The organism is Caulobacter sp. GW456-12-1-14-TSB4, from assembly GCF_059424195.1.
The window spans coordinates 21,931-38,003 of sequence record NZ_JBWKZF010000002.1; the positions used below are offsets into that span (position 1 = coordinate 21,931).

19 protein-coding genes are annotated in these 16,073 nt (G+C 67.5%); 10 read left to right on the forward strand and 9 right to left on the reverse strand.

The window, feature by feature from the left end; genetic code table 11:
- Window positions 1–17: 17 nt before the first annotated feature.
- The 4 genes from AC07YH_RS02070 to tyrS all read right to left on the reverse strand — a co-directional run bounded on the left by AC07YH_RS02070 (window position 18) and on the right by tyrS (window position 3,743).
- Window positions 18–506 (reverse strand): bactofilin family protein, encoded by a 489-nt coding sequence (locus AC07YH_RS02070; RefSeq protein ID WP_494745362.1) that lies wholly within the window; start codon window positions 504–506, stop codon window positions 18–20.
- On the reverse strand, window positions 487–1,638 hold the full coding sequence (locus AC07YH_RS02075; protein WP_494745363.1) for a M23 family metallopeptidase: 1,152 nt from the start codon (window positions 1,636–1,638) through the stop codon (window positions 487–489). The genes AC07YH_RS02070 and AC07YH_RS02075 overlap by 20 nt, the downstream gene beginning before the upstream one ends.
- Before the next feature lie 233 nt (window positions 1,639–1,871).
- Window positions 1,872–2,333, reverse strand: coding sequence for a peroxiredoxin (locus tag AC07YH_RS02080; protein ID WP_494745364.1), 462 nt, complete (start codon window positions 2,331–2,333; stop codon window positions 1,872–1,874).
- 72 nt (window positions 2,334–2,405) lie between these two features.
- Window positions 2,406–3,743 carry a tyrosine--tRNA ligase gene (tyrS, locus tag AC07YH_RS02085; protein ID WP_494745365.1) on the reverse strand — a complete coding sequence of 446 codons (1,338 nt, stop codon included), beginning with the start codon at window positions 3,741–3,743 and terminating at the stop codon, window positions 2,406–2,408.
- Between the two features lie 187 nt (window positions 3,744–3,930).
- Here tyrS and AC07YH_RS02090 point away from each other — a divergent pair, with 187 nt between their 5' ends.
- Entirely contained in the window at window positions 3,931–5,037 is a 1,107-nt protein-coding gene (locus AC07YH_RS02090; RefSeq protein ID WP_494745366.1) for an anhydro-N-acetylmuramic acid kinase, read from the forward strand.
- A 3-nt stretch (window positions 5,038–5,040) separates the two neighbouring features.
- Here AC07YH_RS02090 and AC07YH_RS02095 read toward each other — a convergent pair whose 3' ends face one another.
- Together AC07YH_RS02095 and AC07YH_RS02100 are read right to left on the reverse strand one after the other, a co-directional pair.
- Complete coding sequence (locus AC07YH_RS02095) at window positions 5,041–6,321, reverse strand: NAD(P)/FAD-dependent oxidoreductase (RefSeq protein ID WP_494745367.1); 1,281 nt, start codon at window positions 6,319–6,321, stop codon at window positions 5,041–5,043.
- Between the two features lie 142 nt (window positions 6,322–6,463).
- Entirely contained in the window at window positions 6,464–7,114 is a 651-nt protein-coding gene (locus AC07YH_RS02100) for an alpha/beta hydrolase (protein ID WP_013079273.1), read from the reverse strand.
- A 181-nt stretch (window positions 7,115–7,295) separates the two neighbouring features.
- On the opposite strand from AC07YH_RS02100, the gene AC07YH_RS02105 reads away from it, so the two are divergent.
- Genes AC07YH_RS02105 through AC07YH_RS02145 form a run of 9 tightly spaced genes read left to right on the forward strand, consistent with a single transcriptional unit; the run spans window position 7,296 to window position 14,316 of the window.
- Window positions 7,296–7,757 (forward strand): Rrf2 family transcriptional regulator, encoded by a 462-nt coding sequence (locus AC07YH_RS02105; protein ID WP_494745368.1) that lies wholly within the window; start codon window positions 7,296–7,298, stop codon window positions 7,755–7,757.
- A complete protein-coding gene (locus AC07YH_RS02110; protein ID WP_494745369.1) occupies window positions 7,754–8,884 on the forward strand; it encodes a cysteine desulfurase family protein in 1,131 nt (376 codons plus the stop codon). The genes AC07YH_RS02105 and AC07YH_RS02110 overlap by 4 nt, the downstream gene beginning before the upstream one ends.
- On the forward strand, window positions 8,884–10,353 hold the full coding sequence (sufB, locus tag AC07YH_RS02115; RefSeq protein ID WP_494745370.1) for a Fe-S cluster assembly protein SufB: 1,470 nt from the start codon (window positions 8,884–8,886) through the stop codon (window positions 10,351–10,353). Before AC07YH_RS02110 ends, sufB begins: the two co-directional genes overlap by 1 nt.
- Window positions 10,354–11,103, forward strand: a complete 750-nt coding sequence (gene sufC, locus AC07YH_RS02120; RefSeq protein WP_494745371.1) for a Fe-S cluster assembly ATPase SufC — start codon at window positions 10,354–10,356, stop codon at window positions 11,101–11,103.
- Complete coding sequence (gene sufD / locus AC07YH_RS02125) at window positions 11,100–12,128, forward strand: Fe-S cluster assembly protein SufD (RefSeq protein ID WP_494745372.1); 1,029 nt, start codon at window positions 11,100–11,102, stop codon at window positions 12,126–12,128. The genes sufC and sufD overlap by 4 nt, the downstream gene beginning before the upstream one ends.
- Window positions 12,128–13,342, forward strand: coding sequence for an aminotransferase class V-fold PLP-dependent enzyme (locus AC07YH_RS02130; RefSeq protein WP_494745373.1), 1,215 nt, complete (start codon window positions 12,128–12,130; stop codon window positions 13,340–13,342). Before sufD ends, AC07YH_RS02130 begins: the two co-directional genes overlap by 1 nt.
- Before the next feature lie 7 nt (window positions 13,343–13,349).
- Window positions 13,350–13,709 (forward strand): SUF system Fe-S cluster assembly protein, encoded by a 360-nt coding sequence (locus tag AC07YH_RS02135; protein WP_494745374.1) that lies wholly within the window; start codon window positions 13,350–13,352, stop codon window positions 13,707–13,709.
- A gap of 14 nt (window positions 13,710–13,723) precedes the next feature.
- Entirely contained in the window at window positions 13,724–14,116 is a 393-nt protein-coding gene (locus AC07YH_RS02140; protein WP_494745375.1) for a HesB/IscA family protein, read from the forward strand.
- Window positions 14,116–14,316, forward strand: coding sequence for a hypothetical protein (locus AC07YH_RS02145; protein ID WP_494745376.1), 201 nt, complete (start codon window positions 14,116–14,118; stop codon window positions 14,314–14,316). Before AC07YH_RS02140 ends, AC07YH_RS02145 begins: the two co-directional genes overlap by 1 nt.
- Here the strand turns inward: AC07YH_RS02145 and AC07YH_RS02150 are convergent.
- From AC07YH_RS02150 to AC07YH_RS02160, 3 genes are read right to left on the reverse strand one after another with little or no spacing between them, the layout of a single operon-like run.
- On the reverse strand, window positions 14,313–14,684 hold the full coding sequence (locus AC07YH_RS02150; RefSeq protein WP_494745377.1) for a hypothetical protein: 372 nt from the start codon (window positions 14,682–14,684) through the stop codon (window positions 14,313–14,315). The genes AC07YH_RS02145 and AC07YH_RS02150 overlap by 4 nt on opposite strands.
- 2 nt (window positions 14,685–14,686) lie before the next feature.
- On the reverse strand, window positions 14,687–15,481 hold the full coding sequence (locus tag AC07YH_RS02155) for a lysophospholipid acyltransferase family protein (RefSeq protein ID WP_494745378.1): 795 nt from the start codon (window positions 15,479–15,481) through the stop codon (window positions 14,687–14,689).
- Window positions 15,482–15,494: 13 nt separating this feature from the next.
- Window positions 15,495–16,055: a TetR/AcrR family transcriptional regulator gene (locus AC07YH_RS02160; protein ID WP_494745379.1), complete on the reverse strand. Its 561-nt coding sequence runs from the start codon at window positions 16,053–16,055 to the stop codon at window positions 15,495–15,497.
- Between the last annotated feature and the right edge of the window lie 18 nt (window positions 16,056–16,073).

The following is a 16,073-nucleotide window of genomic DNA, read 5'->3' on the forward strand; positions in this document are numbered from 1 at the left end:
GCGCCAGATTCGAAGCCTTAGCCCGCGACCGGCTTGGCGATCGCCAGCGGCTCGACCGGATGCGGGGCCGGTTGCTGGACCGGGGCAGGGCGCTGGAACTTCAGGCTGCGGCCCTGGAAGAAGGCGCCGGTTTCCATGGCCAGCTGCTCGTGGGTGATGTCGCCATCGACATACGAGGTGCCGTAGAGGCGGACCTGCTTGGAGGTGATCGCGCCGACCACGCGGCCGCGCACTTCGACCGCCTCGGCATAGACGCCGCCTTCGACATGGCCGGTCTCGCCGACGGTCAGGCGGCCGACGCGGACGTCGCCCTTGACCACGCCGTCGATCTGCAGCTCGCCTTCGCCGGTGATGCTGCCCTCGATGGTCAGGTCAGCCGACAGCAGCGACGCCACCTTCGGCGGGCCGCGACGCGCGGGCTCGACGGGGGCGACCGCCATCGGAGTGGGCAGGGGTTCGATACGGGCCGGGGTCTTGGCGCCCGACTTAGCTTGCTTGCTGAACATACTCACCAGCCTTCAAGTAGCGATTGGGATTCTGGGCCTTGCCGTTGACCCAGACTTCGTAGTGGAGGTGCGGACCGGTGGAGCGGCCGGTGGAGCCCATGGCGCCGACGCGGCTGCCGATGGCCACGCGCTCGCCCACGCGGACGCCGATGGTGGCCAAGTGGGCGTAACGGGTCTTGAAGCCGCCGCCGTGGTCGATCTCGACGGTATTGCCGTAGCCCGAGCGGACGCCGGTGAACGAGATGACGCCCGGGGCCGTGGACATGATCGGCGTGTAATAGGCGCCCGGGAAGTCTAGACCCGAATGGAAGGCCGGCCGGTGCGTGAACGGGTCGAAGCGGACGCCGTAGCTGGACGACAGGGCCGGATTGCTGGTCGGACGATAGAACGGCAGCTTCTTGGCCGCCGCGCCCAGCGAGCGCATGTCCGACATGTCGTTGGCCGCGTGCTGGATGCGGCCGGCGAATTCCTCGTCGACGTCCAGGACGGCGGCCAGGGCGCGCGGATCCTTGGCCTCGATCAGCGGACCGCCCAGCGACACGCCGCGGCCGGTGAAGTTGCCGGCGTCCAGACCCGCCATCCGCATGGCCAGGCGCAGGCGCTCGGCGCGGCTCTTGGCGAAGCTTTCGGCGGCGTCGATCAGGCGCTCCTGATCCATCCGGGTGGCTTGGATGCGTTGGACGGGGCTGGCGGCCAGCAGGCGCGGCTTGGCGACCGTCAGGGCCTGGGCGGCGCCGGGCACGCCCTTGAAATCGGAGACCAGCAAGGCAAGAGCGGCGTGGCGCTTCTCGACCGAGGCGGCCAGGTCTTCCAGCGAGCCATTGGTGGCCGACAGCTGGGCCACGGCGCTGTTCAGGCGGGCCTGGCGGTCGGCGTTGAGGCGCTCGTAATAGGCCTTCTGCTTGATCACCTGCTGGTCGGTCGAGCTGACGGCCAGGGCGTTGACCATCATCGAGGCGGTGCAGACGCCCATCCACAGCGCGGTGACGGCGACACCGCCAGCGCCCAGCAGCTGCTTGTTGGTGGAGAAGACATAGCCACGCATCTCGCCGCCGGAGCGGATATAGATGTGACGTTCAGGGAATAGATTTTCGAGAGATTGTCGCAGTCGCTTGAAGCGCTTGATCGCCATCGCCCGAGAACCCCCGTTTCAGGTTCGGCGATATGCTACGAGAAAGCGGAAACGCGCAAGACTGTTCGCGCCCTAAGTGAGCGCGAGTCGCAAAATATGACCTTGCGCCAGGTTCCTTAACGATTTCTGACCGCGAGAGCCACCGTCCACGGCGGCGCTTGCGCGAAAAGGTCACAGGCAGCGGCGCCGATACAACACATCGGCGACCAGCAGGTTCCCGAGAAATGCGAATTCTACTTGATGGCCTTGGCGGCGTTCATCACGGCCTTGATGTGGCCGGGGACCTTCACCTTGCGCCAGACTTCGCGGACGACGCCCTCGCGGTCGATCAGGAAGGTCGAGCGGTCGATGCCCATGTACTTGCGGCCGTACATGCTCTTCTCGACCCAGGCGCCATAGGCCTCGACCACGTCGCCCAGCGGATCGGCGGCCAGGTCGATGGTCAGGTCGTGCTTGAGGCGGAACTTGGCGTGCGAGGCGACGCTGTCCTTGGACACGCCGACGATCACGGCGCCCAGCTTCTGGAATTCCTCGACTTCCGACGAGAACTGCAGGGCCTCGGACGTGCAGCCGGCGGTGTCGTCCTTGGGGTAGAAGTACAGGACGACGTTCTTGCCCTTCAGGCCGGCGAGGCTGACGCGGCCGGTGTCGGTCGGCAGGTCGAAATCAGGGGCCTTGTCGCCGGGCTGCAGCATCGAACGCGTCTCCACCTAGGAATGAACCCGGCCCTTGGCTACGCCAGGGCCGGGAGCACAATCAACCCATAACTAAACGGGCTTCACCAACACGATCTTCTTCTTGCCGGCGGCCAGCTTGACCACGCCTTCGACGAGGTCCGCCGAAGAGATGACGCGATCGGCGCTGGCCTCGGCCTTGTCGTTGACCTTCAGGCCGCCGCCCTGGGCCAGGCGGCGAGCCTCGCCGCGCGAACCGGCGAGACCCGCGTCGGTGAACAGGGCCGCCAGAACGATGCCGGCCTCCAGGTCCGCGGCCGGCACCTCGAAGGTCGGCAGGTCGGCTGACAGCGCGCCCTGCTCGAAGGCCTTCTCGGCGGCGTCGCGGGCCTTGCGGGCCTCCTCGTCGCCGTGGGCCATGCGGGTGGCTTCGTCCGCCAGCACCTTCTTGGCGTCGTTGATCTGGGCGCCTTCGAGGGCTTCCAGCTTGGCGATCTCGTCCAGCGGCAGGTCGGTGAACAGGCGCAGGAACCGGCCGACATCGGCGTCCTCGGCGTTGCGCCAGAACTGCCAGTAGTCGTACGGGCTCAGTTGCTCGGCGTTCAGCCAGACGGCGCCCGACATGGTCTTGCCCATCTTGGCGCCCGAAGCGGTGGCCAAGAGCGGCGTCGTTAGGCCGAAGGCGGCCTTCTGGTCCACGCGGCGGGTCAGCTCCACCCCGTTCAGGATGTTGCCCCACTGGTCCGAACCGCCCATCTGCAGCACGCAGCCGTACTTGCGGTTCAGCTCCAGGAAGTCGGTGGCCTGCATCAGCATGTAGTTGAATTCGAGGAAGGTCATCGGCTGCTCGCGCTCGAGCCGCAGCTTGACCGAGTCGAAGGCCAGCATCCGGTTGACCGTGAAGTGCACGCCGTAGTCGCGCAGGAACTGGACGTAGCCGAACTTGCTCAGCCACTCGTCGTTGTCGACCATGATGGCGTCGGTCGGGCCGTCGCCGAAGGTCAGGAACTTGGCGAAGACCTGCTTGATGCCGGCGATGTTGGCCTGGATGTCGGCGTCCGACAGCAGCTTGCGGCTCTCGTCCTTGCCGGTCGGATCGCCGACCTTGGTCGTGCCGCCGCCCATCAGGACGATCGGCTTGTGACCGGCCTGCTGCAGGCGGCGCAGCATCATGATCTGGATGAGGCTGCCGACGTGCAGCGACGGGGCCGTGGCGTCGAAGCCGATGTAGGCGGTGACGATCCCGCCGGCGGCCGCGGCGTCCAGTTCATCCGGATGGGTGATCTGATGGATGTAGCCGCGCGCCTCCAGGGTTCGCAGGAACTCCGACTTGAAGGACGTGGCGGCGGCCATGGATCGACTCTCTGAATGACTTGGCGGGCCGTCTAGCACGGCGAGGTCGGCCAAATCGAGGGAATGTGAGGGTTTCATTTCAAACTCCGGGCAAGGAGCCGGAGCGCATGATCGACTGGAATAGAGCGACCCCGGCGAGGCGGGGTGGCGACGTGGCTGATCGTCCTCCCGCTATGGCAGCGGGCGGTAATACGGACGAGCTTGGGCGCGGATGCCGATCATGGGGCCTAGCTACCGTTTCACGGGCATGGCAGTCAACGTCCCCATGAAAATCCTGGGATTCATGACCGGCACCTCGCTCGACGCGGTCGACATGGCGGTGCTGGAGACGGACGGCGAAGAAATCCAGGGCTTTGGCCCGGCGGGCGAGCGCAAGCTGCGCGAGGCGACCCGCGATCTGCTGCTTAGGACCACCGACATCGCCCGCGCCTGGCCGCGCGGCGAGCCCGAGCCGGCGATCTTCGCGGAAGCCCGCCAGGCCGTCGCCGATGAACACTTCCATGCCGCCGAGAGCTTCCTGGAGGAACACGGCCTGAGCTGGAGCGAATTCGACCTGCTGGGCGTCCACGGCCAGACGGTTCTGCATGAGCGTCCCAACGCCGAGCGCGTCGGGCGGACGGTGCAACTGCTGGACGCCGAGCGCCTGGCCAAGGCTTGCGGCCGTCCTGTCGCCTTCGACTTCCGCACCGCCGACGTGGCGGCTGGCGGGGAGGGGGCGCCGCTGGCCCCGATCTACCACGCCGCGCGGGCTCGCGCTTCTGGCCTGGCCGCGCCGGTGGCGGCCCTGAACGTCGGCGGGGTGGCCAACATCACCCTGATCGGTTCGGATGGCTCCTTGTTGGCCTTCGACACGGGCCCCGGCAACGGCATGATCGACCTGATGCTGCAGGAGCGCGGCATCGCCCGCTTCGACCAGGACGGCAAGCTGGCCTCGGTCGGCCGCGTCGACGAGCTGGCGCTGAACGCCCTGCTGTCGAGCCCGTATTTCGACGCGCCAGTGCCCAAGTCGCTGGACCGCTACGACTTCTCGCTGGAGCCCGTGGCGCACCTGTCGCCCGAGGACGCCGCCGCGACCCTGGTGGCCTTCACCGCCGAGGGCGTGTTCCGCGCCTTCGCCCAGGGCGGCGTGACGCCCAGCGCCCTGATCGTCTGCGGCGGCGGCCGGCACAATCCGGCGATCATGAAGACGCTGGCCGAACGGGCTCCGGTTCCGGTGCAGGCCGCCGAGGCCTACGGCTGGCGCGGCGACAGCATCGAGGCCGAGGCCTTCGCCTACCTGGCGGCGCGGACGGCCAAGGGGCTGCCGATCAGCTTCCCCGGCACGACGGGCGTGAAGGCGCCGATGACGGGTGGGCGGATCGTCCAGCCCTAGGGGCTAGTGCAGCTTTAGCCGTCCCGACACCCGCTGTTGCAGCAGCCGCGCCAGCGCCAGGGTCGCCGTGCGGCCCACGCCCAGGATCGCCCGGTGGTGGTCCAGGTGCAGCGACATGTAGGCCCACTTGGCGATCAGGCCTTCGACGAAGAAGTTCGGGCCGCCCAGCCCGCCCATCAGCGCGCCGACGCCCTTGTCGTTGCCCAGCGACACCAGCGAGCCGAAGTCGCGATAGACGAACGGGTCCTTGACCCGCCCCTGGTGCAGCCGCGCGATCAGGGCCCGCTCCAGATAGCTGGCCTGCTGGTGCGCGGCCTGGGCGCGGGCCGGGATGGTCTTGCCGTCCTTCCACGGCGCGGCGGCGCAGTCGCCTAGGGCCCAGACGTCGGGGGCCGAGGTCTCCAGATGGTCGTTGACCACGAACTGGTCGCCGCGATTGGTTTCCAGGCCAAAGCCGGTATTGGCGTCGGCGGCCTTGATGCCGGCGGCCCAGACGATCAGGTCGGCCGGGATGTCGCCCTGGCTGGTCTCCAGCCGATCGGCATGGACGGCCAGCACCTTGGCGTTGGTCTTCACCGCCACGCCCTTGCGTTCTAGGGCGAGCGTGGCCTTGTCGGCGATCTTCTGCGGCAGGCCATTGAGGATGCGCGGCGCGGCCTCGACCACGCTGATGTCCAGGCGGAAGCGCTGCTCGTCGCCCAGGCTGTCCAGCAGCTCGCGATGAGCCTCGATCAGCTCGGCCGACAGCTCCACGCCCGTCGCTCCGCCGCCGACAATGGCCACGCGCATGATCTTCTCAGGTGAGAACGAGGCCTTGGTGAAGGCCGCCAGCAGCCGGACGTGGAAGGCCTCGGCGTCCTCGGTGCGCTCCAGCAGGTGGGCCAGCTCAGCGCCGGGCGTGCCGAAGAGGTTCGAGCCGCTGCCGATCGCCAGCACGCCATAGGTGAAGGTGATGGCGCGTTCGGGCGCCAGCACCTGACCATCCTCGCCGATGATCGCCTTCAGGGTCAGACGCTTGGCGGCGGGATCGAAGGTCGCCAGTTCGCCGAGCAGGAAGTTGAAACCGTTGCTGCGGCCCAGGATCGAATAGGAGATGCCTTCCTGATGGACGTCCAGCGTGCCGGCCGCCACCTCGTGCAGGGTCGGCTTCCAGATGTGGAAACTGGAGCGGTCGATCAGCAGGACGCGGCGCTTGCCGTGTCGGCCGCCCAGGCGTCGGCCCAGCCGCGAAGCCAGTTCCAGTCCGCCGGCGCCCCCGCCGACGATGACGATGTCGTAGTGCATCACCGTTCCCTTAATATTCATCAATCGGTGAAAATATAGGATCGTGACCGATGTTACGCCAGTCGCGCGACACTGCCCTAAAAGAGAAAGAGGGGGCACAAACGAAAAAGGCCTCCCCGGAGGGAGGCCTTCATGACGTCGTCTAGATCGGGTTTTCCGCCAGGCGCTTGTCGAGATAGTCGCTGACGCTCTTCTCGACGCTGGGCAGGTGCTCGGTCCAGAAGTGGCTGGCCTTGTCGATGACTTCGTAGTCGATCGTGATGCCCTTCTGGGTCCGCAGCTTGGTGACCACGCGCTCCACCTCGACCGGCGGGGTGATGGTGTCGGCCGAGCCCGTCAGGAACAGGCCCGAGGCCGGGCAGGGGGCCAGGAAGCTGAAATCGTACATGTTGGTCGGCGGCGACACCGAGATGAAGCCGTCCGTCTCGGGGCGGCGCATCAGCAGTTGCATGCCGATATAGGCTCCGAAGTCGAAGCCGGCGACCCAGGTCTGGCTGGCGGCCGGGTTCGAGGTCTGCAGCCAGTCCAGCGCCGTCGCGGCGTCGGCCAGCTCGCCGATGCCGGCGTCGAACTCGCCCTGGCTGCGGCCCACGCCGCGGAAATTGAAGCGCAGGGTCGCGAAGCCACGCTTCATGAACAGGTGGTACAGCTGCACCGAAACCGGGTGGTTCATGTGCCCGCCCGCCTTGGGGTGCGGGTGCAGGATCAGCGCGATCGGCGCTGTCTCGGTCTTGCCCGGAGAATAGCGACCTTCGATCCGGCCGGACGCGCCGGTCAAAATCACATCAGGCATATCGTCCCCTTCAGCTGGCGGACGGTCCGTTTCCGGCCCTTTTCGGGACCAGAATACTTGACCGCCGCGCTTGGTCTTCCTAAATCGCAGCCGCACAGCGGGCTGGAGGGCTCGCGCGCGAAGTCGCGGCTTGTAGCACACGCAAAAGCCGATGCGCGCGGAATCTGCAAGGGGTAAGGCGATGCGCCTGAGCACCAAGGGACGATACGCGGTCATGGCGATGACCGACCTGGCCAAGCGCCAGGACGAAAGCGAGGGCCGCGCCGTGGCCCTGGCCGAGATCGCCGCGCGCCAGCAGATTTCGCTGTCGTATCTGGAGCAGCTGTTCGCGCGCCTGCGCCGCAAAGGCCTGGTGATCAGCGCTCGCGGGCCCGGCGGAGGCTATCGGCTGGCCAAGGCTTCGGACGAAACCTTCATCTCCGACATCGTGCTGGCGGTGGACGAGCCGCTGCGCGCCACGCGCTGCAACTTCACCAAGGGCCAGGCCAAGGGCTGCATGGCCGGCGGCGAGCGCTGCATGACCCACGGCCTGTGGGAAGAGATGGGGCGCCAGATCCACGGCTACCTCGCCAGCGTGTCGGTCGCCGACGTGCTGAAGGGCGAGCTGCGGCCGGCCCGCGCGCTGGAGATGGCGGCCGAGTGAGCATCCCCCGCACATCGGTCTATCTCGACTACAACGCCACCGCGCCGATGCGGCCGGAGGCGAAGGACGCGCTGGTGCGCGCCCTGGAGAGCCCGGCCAATCCCTCGTCGGTCCACGCCGCCGGCCGCGCCGCGCGCGACATGGTCGAGCGCGCTCGGGCCGAGGTCGGGGCGCTGGTCGGCGTGCCGGCGGGTTCGGTGACCTTCGTCAGCGGCGGCACCGAAGCCAACGCGCTGGCCATCCAGAGCGCCAAGGTCGATCGCATCATCATTTCCGCCATCGAGCACGACGCAGTGACCGAGACGGCCAAGGCCTCGGGCCTGCCGGTCGAGGTCTTGCCGGTCGATGGCGACGGCGTCGCCGATCTGGCCTGGCTCGCTCAGGCGCTCGAAGCGCCGGGCAAGGCCTTGGTCTGCCTGATGCTGGCCAACAACGAGACGGGCGTCATCCAGCCGGTGGCGCAGGCCTCGGCCCTGGTGCGCGCCGCCGAAGGTCTGCTGCATGTCGACGCCGTTCAGGCGGCCGGCAAGATCGCCGTCGATTTCTCGGCCCTTGGCGCTGACACCATGGCGCTATCGGCTCACAAGCTGGGCGGACCGCAGGGCGTGGGCGCCTTGGTCGCCGGCACGCGCGCCAACGTCACCCGCCGCCAGCACGGTGGCGGCCAGGAGCGCGGTCGCCGGGCCGGCACCGAGAACGTGGCGGGCATCGCCAGCTTCGGCGCGGCCGCCAAGGTCGCCCAGGAAAACCTTGCCTCGCTGGCCGAACAGGCCCATTGGCGCGACGCCTTGGCCCAGCGGCTCAAGACGGAAGGCGCGGTCGTGCTCGGTGAGAGCGCCGATCGGTTGCCGCAAACCCTGTGTTTCGCCGGCGAGGGCTTCGGCTCCGAGGTCCAGGTCATGAACATGGACCTGGCCGGAGTCATGGTCAGCGCCGGCAGCGCCTGCTCGTCGGGCAAGGTCAAGGCCAGCCGCGTGGTGGAAGCCATGGGCCGGTCCGACCTGGCCCCGTTCGCCCTGCGTGTCAGCGGCGGCTGGGCCAGCACGGAAGACGATTGGATCAATTGCGGCGACGCCTGGCTCGCCGCCTGGAAGCGTATCGGCGCCCGGCGCCGGGAGGTGGCGTAATGGCCGCGGTCAAAGAGACTGTCGAAACCGTCGCCGCGCTCGAGAAATACGAGCACGGCTTCACCACGGACATCGAACAGGAGTTCGCGCCAAAAGGGCTGTCAGAGGACATCGTCCGCTTCATCTCGGCCAAGAAGGACGAGCCGCAGTGGATGCTGGACTGGCGGCTGGAAGCCTATCGTCGCTGGCTTGAGCTGGAAGAGCCGACCTGGGCGAAGGTGAACTTCCCCAAGATCGACTATCAGGACAGCTACTACTACGCCGCGCCCTCGACCAAGGAAGGCCCCAAGAGCCTGGATGAGGTCGATCCCGAGATCCTGGCCGTCTACGCCAAGCTGGGCATCCCGCTGAAAGAGCAGGAAGTCCTGGCTGGTGTCGAAGGCGCGCCGCGCTACGCCGTGGACGCGGTGTTCGACAGCGTCAGCGTCGTCACGACCTTCAAGAAGGAACTGGCCGCCGTCGGCGTCATCTTCTGCTCGATGAGCGAGGCGATCCGCGAACATCCGGAACTGGTCCGGCAGTACCTGGGCAGCGTCGTGCCGACCTCGGACAACTATTTCGCCTGCCTCAACAGCGCGGTCTTCTCGGACGGTTCGTTCGTCTACATCCCGCCGGGCGTGCGCTGCCCGATGGAGCTGTCGACCTATTTCCGGATCAACGCCAAGGATTCCGGCCAGTTCGAGCGCACCCTGATCATCGCCGACAAGGGCGCATACTGCTCGTACCTCGAGGGCTGCACGGCCCCGATGCGCGATGAGAACCAGCTGCACGCGGCCGTGGTCGAGCTCGTCCTGCTGGACGACGCCGAGATCAAATATTCGACCGTCCAGAACTGGTATCCGGGCGATCCGGAAACCGGCAAGGGCGGCATCTACAACTTCGTGACCAAGCGCGCCGACTGCCGTGGCGACCGCTCCAAGGTGTCGTGGACCCAGGTCGAGACCGGCTCGGCCATCACCTGGAAGTATCCGTCCTGCGTGCTGCGCGGCGAAGGCTCATCGGGCGAGTTCTACTCGATCGCCGTGACCAACGGCCACCAGCAGGCCGACACCGGCACCAAGATGATCCATCTGGGCGCCAACACCCGCTCGCGGATCGTCGCCAAGGGCATCAGCGCCGGCAAGTCGACCAGCACCTATCGCGGCCTGGTCTCGGCGCACCCGAAGGCCAAGGGCGCGCGCAACTTCACTCAGTGCGACAGCCTGCTGATCGGCAAGGACTGCGCGGCTCACACCGTGCCCTACATCGAGGCCCGCAATGGCCAGTCGGTGTTCGAGCACGAGGCCACCACCACGCGCCTGTCGGACGACCAGCTGTTCTACTGCCAGCAGCGCGGTCTTTCCCAGGAAGAGGCCGTGGCCCTGCTGGTCAACGGCTTCGTCAAGGACGTGCTGCAACAACTGCCCATGGAGTTCGCCGTCGAGGCCCAGAAGCTCGTGGCGATTTCTCTCGAAGGATCCGTCGGTTAAATGCTCGCTATCAAGAACCTTCACGCCCGCGTCGAGGACAAGCCGATCCTGAAGGGCGTCCAGCTTGCCGTACCCGCCGGCGAAGTCCACGCGATCATGGGGCCGAACGGGGCCGGCAAGTCGACCCTGTCCTACGTGCTGAGCGGCCGTGGCGGCTATGAAGTCACCGAAGGCTCGGCGAGCCTGAACGGCGACGACCTGCTGGCGCTGGAGCCCAACGAGCGGGCGGCCAAGGGCCTGTTCCTGTCGTTCCAGTATCCGCTTGAAATCCCGGGCGTTCCGGCCCTGACCTTCATCCGCACAGCCCTCAACGCCCAGCGCCGCGCGCGCGGCGAGGACGAGATCGCCGCGCCGGCCTTCCTGAAGCTGGCCAAGGAAAAGGCTGCAGCGCTGAAGATCGACTTCGAGATGCTCAAGCGCGGCCTGAACGTCGGCTTCTCGGGCGGCGAGAAGAAGCGGATGGAGATCTTCCAGATGTCCATGCTGTCGCCGAAGTTCCTGATCCTGGACGAGACCGACAGCGGCCTCGACATCGACGCGCTGAAGATCGTGTCGGAAGGCGTCAACGCCCTGCGCTCGCCCGAGCGTGGCATGCTGGTCATCACCCACTACCAGCGCCTGCTGGACTACATCAAACCCGACAAGGTCCACGTGCTGGCCGCCGGCCGCATCGTCGCCTCGGGCGGTCCGGAACTGGCGCTGCAGCTGGAAGCCGAGGGCTACGACAAGTACGCGAGCGTGGCGGCGTGACCCTTTCGACCGCCCTCAAGACCGGCGACGTCACCGCGCTGCCGTCGCGGCGCGACGAGGACTGGCGCTGGACCGACCTGCGGGGCCTGTTGCGGACCCTGCCGCTGGCCGCGCCGGCGCATGATGGCGACATTCCGGCCGGTCCGTTCGCCGGGCTCGCCAACGCCGAGACCGTGTTCGTCAACGGCCATCGCGTCGCCGACGCCGAGGCTGCCTCGGGCGTCGTGGCCCTGCGCTTCGTCGCCCTGGCCGACAAGGCCTCGCAGACCGCCAGCCACAGCCTGGTTGTGAAGGCCGGCGAGACCCTGGTCCTGCTGGAAAGCCACGAAGGTCGCGCCTCGGCTTATGTCTCCGACGTCGCGCTGGACATCGCCGTGGGCGAGGGCGCTTCGGTCGAACGCATCATCCTGGTCGAGGACGATGCTGAAGCGGTCAACGTTGTCACCGCCGAGGTCTCCCTGGCGCCCGGCGCCCAGTACGCCCAGACCGTCCTGACCTCGGGCGCACGCCGCCAGCGGATCGAGACGCGGGTCAGTCATCCGGGCGCGCATGCTCAGGTCCGCCTCGACGGCGCCTATCTGCTGGACGCTCAGCGCCACGCCGACCAGACCACGGTCGTCACCCACGCCGGCGTCGACGGCGTCACCAGCCAGCTGACCAAGGGCATGGTCACCGACCAGGCGCGCGGCGTCTTCCAGGGCCGCATCGTCGTCTCGCCCGGCGCAGACCAGACCGACGCCCGCATGGGCCACCACGCCCTGATCCTGTCGGACAAGGCCGAGATCGACGCCAAGCCCGAACTGCTGATCTTCGCCGACGACGTCTCCTGCGCCCACGGGAACACGATCGGCGCCCTGGACGAGGAAGCCATCTTCTACGCCCGCCAGCGCGGCATCCCGGAAGCCGAGGCCAAGGCCATGCTGACCGTCGCCTTCGTCGGCGAGGTGGTCGAGCGCATCGAGCATGACGGCGCCCGCGCCATCGCCGCCGCCTGGGTCGCCCGCAAGCTGGGGAGCCCCGAATAATGGCGCTCGATATCGAGGCGATCCGCGCCCAGTTCCCGATCCTGCAGCGCACCGTCCACGGCAAGCCGCTGATCTATCTGGACAGCGCCGCCAGCGCCCAGAAGCCCGACGCGGTGCTGGACGCCATGACGGGCCTGGCCCGCACCTCGTACGCCAACGTCCATCGCGGCCTGCACACGCTGGCCAACGAAACGACGGAAGCCTATGAAAAGGCGCGCGAAACCGTCGCCAAGTTCATCAACGCCGAGCGCGACGAGGTCGTCTGGACCAAGAGCGCGACCGAGGCGGTGAATCTGGTCGCGTCGTCGTTCGGTCTTGGCCTGAACGCCGGCGACGAGATCGTGATCTCCGAGATGGAGCACCACGCCAACATCGTGCCGTGGCACTTCCTGCGCGAGCGCAAGGGCGTCGTGCTGAAGTTCATTCCGGTGCTGGACGACGGGCGCCTCGACATGGAGGCCTTCAAGGGCCTGCTGTCCGAGCGCACCAAGATGGTCGCCGTCACCCACATGTCGAACGTGCTGGGCACGGTCAACGACGTCGCCGAGATCGTCCGCCTGGCCCACGCGGCCGGCGCGCCGGTGCTTTTGGACGGCTGCCAGGCCATCGTCCACGCCAAGGTCGACGTCAAAGCGCTGGACGTCGATTTCTACGTCTTCAGCGGCCACAAGCTCTACGGCCCGACCGGCATCGGCGTGCTCTACGGCAAGGCCGAGCGCCTGGCCGCGCTGCCCCCGTACCAGGGCGGCGGCGAGATGATCGCCTCGGTCTCCATGGAGGAGATTAGATACGCCGACCCGCCGCATCGCTTCGAGGCCGGCACCCCGGCGATCCTGGAGGCCGTCGGCCTGGGCGCGGCGATCGAGTGGCTGAACGGCCTGGATCGCGACGCCGTTTTCGCCCACGAGCACGCCCTTTATGAGCGCGTCGCCGAGCAGCTGCGCGGCGTCAACGGGATCAAGATCCTGGGCGAGGCGCCCGGCAAGGGCGCGGTGCTGTCGTTCACCGTCGAGGGCGCCCACGCCCATGACATCGCCCAGGTGCTGGACCGTTACGGCGTCGCCGTCCGCGCCGGCACCCACTGCGCCGAGCCCTTGATGCGCCGATTTGGCGTCACGTCGAGCGCGCGCGCTTCGTTCGCCCTATATAACACAGAGGCCGAGGCCGACGCGTTCGTCGACGCGCTGGCCAAGGCCCGCAGTTTCTTCAGTTGAGCCGCCCATGACCGACGCCGCCGCCTCTTCCGAACCTGTCTCGGCTCTCTCCAAGGAGGAGCTGAACAAGATCACGGATCAGCTGATCGAGAAGCTGAAGTCCGTCTACGACCCGGAAATCCCGGTCGACATCTATGAGCTGGGCCTGATCTACAAGGTCGATGTCAGCGACTCCAAGGACGTGGCCATCGACATGACCCTGACCGCGCCGGGCTGCCCGGTGGCTGGGGAAATGCCGGGCTGGGTCCGTGACGCGGTCATGGAGATCCCGGGCCTGAAGTCCTGCGCGGTCGAGCTGGTGTTCGAGCCGCCGTGGGACGCCTCGCGCATGAGCGACGAGGCCAAGCTGCAACTGAACATGTTCTGATCGGTTCGAAAGCCATGGAAGCCACGATCACCGCACGTCCCCGCCGCCCGCGCCCCAAGGTCGTCACCCTGACCGACGCCGCGGCCGCACGCGTGAAGGAGATCATGGCGCGCGCCGACAAGCCCTATGCCGGCCTGCGCGTCGGCGTGAAGAACGGCGGCTGCGCCGGTTCGGAATACATCTTCGAATATGCCGCCGAACGCGGTCCGCTGGACGAGGTGGTCGAGGACAAGGACGTCACGATCCTGATCGAGCCCAAGGCCGTGCTGTTCCTGATCGGGACCGAGATCGACTACGAGATCACCAAGCTGTCGTCGAAGTTCGTGTTCCACAATCCGAACGAGACCGACGCCTGCGGTTGCGGCGAGAGCGTCACCATCCAGCCCGCCGCCGAAGCGCTCGACTGATGCTGGCCAAGACGCCGTCCTGCGTCGAATGCGGCCTCGCTTGGGGCGCGCCGCGCTTCAAGCACGAGGACGAGGCGCCGCTCTACTGGTCGGACACCGGCCTGCTGTGCTCCTCGACCTGCGCCCAGACCCACTTCGCCAAGCGTCGGGCCGAGGGCACGTTCGCGGGCGTTCCGGCGGAGTGCCCGGTCGAGGTCTAGAGCCAAACCCCGGTGACCTGCATCGTGCCGATGAAGCCGAAGAACCAGGTCATGGGCGCCTGTGGTAATGCGAACATGACAGCCGGGACCCTGTAGCCCTTGGCCGCCAACGGCGCGGCCACCGTCAGGGCGAGACTGGCGTAGAAGAAATACCAGAGACTGTCGGCGATCCAGGCTGGCCGGGCGACCGGTGGAATCGACGCGGGCTCTACCGCGAAGGCGATCCCCCAAGCCGCCGCGACAAGGGGCGGAAGCGCGGACGAGAACGCCAAGGTCACGGTCAGCAGGCGAGGGCGCTGGCCGATTTTTCGCGCCAGCAGGAAGATGCCAAGACCCCACAGGGCCTCGAACGCCAGGATCCCGAGCATGATCAGGCCGTGGCTTGGGCGGGCTTGGCCGCCGCCGGCACGTTCTTGCGCCCGTTCCACTCCACCAGCACCGACGGCTTCACCGCCTCGCCGCGCGCCTGAGCGATCAGTTCGTTGGTGCGGCCTTCGATGGTCGTCTCCATCAGCTGCATGAACGCGTCCTTCTCCAGGCCCTGGGGCAGGGCGGGCAGGAACTCGACGGTGGCCGTGCCGGCCGTCTTCAGCTTGTCGGTCTGCTTCCAGAAGCAGCCCAGGTTGGTGGCCACCGGCACCACCGGCAGGCCGAAGTCCTTGCTCATGTAGTAGACGCCCGTCCGGTAGCGGAACCGCTCGCCCGGCGCGGCCAGGTGGCCCTCGGGATAGATCAGGATGCGCCGGCCCTCGGCCACGACCTGGGCGGCGCTGGCCGACAGCGCCTTGCGGGCTTCCGGACCGCCGCAGCTGTCGACGACGATGGCCCCGAACTTCTTCAGGATGGCCTCGACCAGCGGGAACTTCTCCAGGTGGTCGCCGGTGACGAAGGAGAGGTTGTCGACATTGGCGAACATCACGAAGCCGTCGCCCCAGCTGTGGTGCTTGGCGGCGATGATGAAGGGGCCCTTGGGCAGATTCTCCTGGCCCTTAAGCTGCACCTTCACATCGGCGAAGAAGCTAAGCGCCCACAGCATCCGCTGGCTGTAGAGCCGCAGGGCGAAGGCTACCGGCTTGCGCCCCGGCAGCAGCGCCGAAAGGGCAGCCGACAGGCCGTAGAAGATCGACAGGACCCAGTAGTAGGCGTTGAACATCGCGCTGCGCATGAGCGTCTGATCCTTAGCGGGCGAACAGCACGGCCTTGACGGCCGCCGTCATCAGGGGAGCGTGGGCCGAGAGGGCGTCGTCGCCCAGGCGGCCATAGGCCTTGTTCTGCGCGGTCTGGGTGATGACCCCGATGGCCATGGCCGCCAGCACGCGGGGATCGCCCGGCGGCAGCTGCAGGTCCATCATGGCGCGCTTGATGATGTCCTCGACCAGGGTGACCGGATCGCGGCCGTCCTCCTGGTAGTAGGGCAGGAAGTGGTGCAGTTGCAGCAGGTGGAATGAGAACAGCAGCCAGTCCTCGTCGGCCACCGCGCAATAGGCCCGCACCAGGGCCTCGGCCTTGGCCTCGACGCCCTGGACCGCGCCGGCCTCGTCCTCGATCAGGGCCGACAGCCGTCGGTGGCAGTCCATGAACAGGCCGACGGCCAGCGCGTCCTTGCTCTTCCAGTGGCGGTAGATCGCGCCTTCGGAAACGCCGGCGCGGGCGGCTATGGTCTTGGTGGTGGCCGCGTCGACGCCTTCGGTGACGAAGGCCTCCAGGGCGGCGCGTTCGATGCGGGGTTTGGCGCTCATGCAGAGAGCATCTCATGG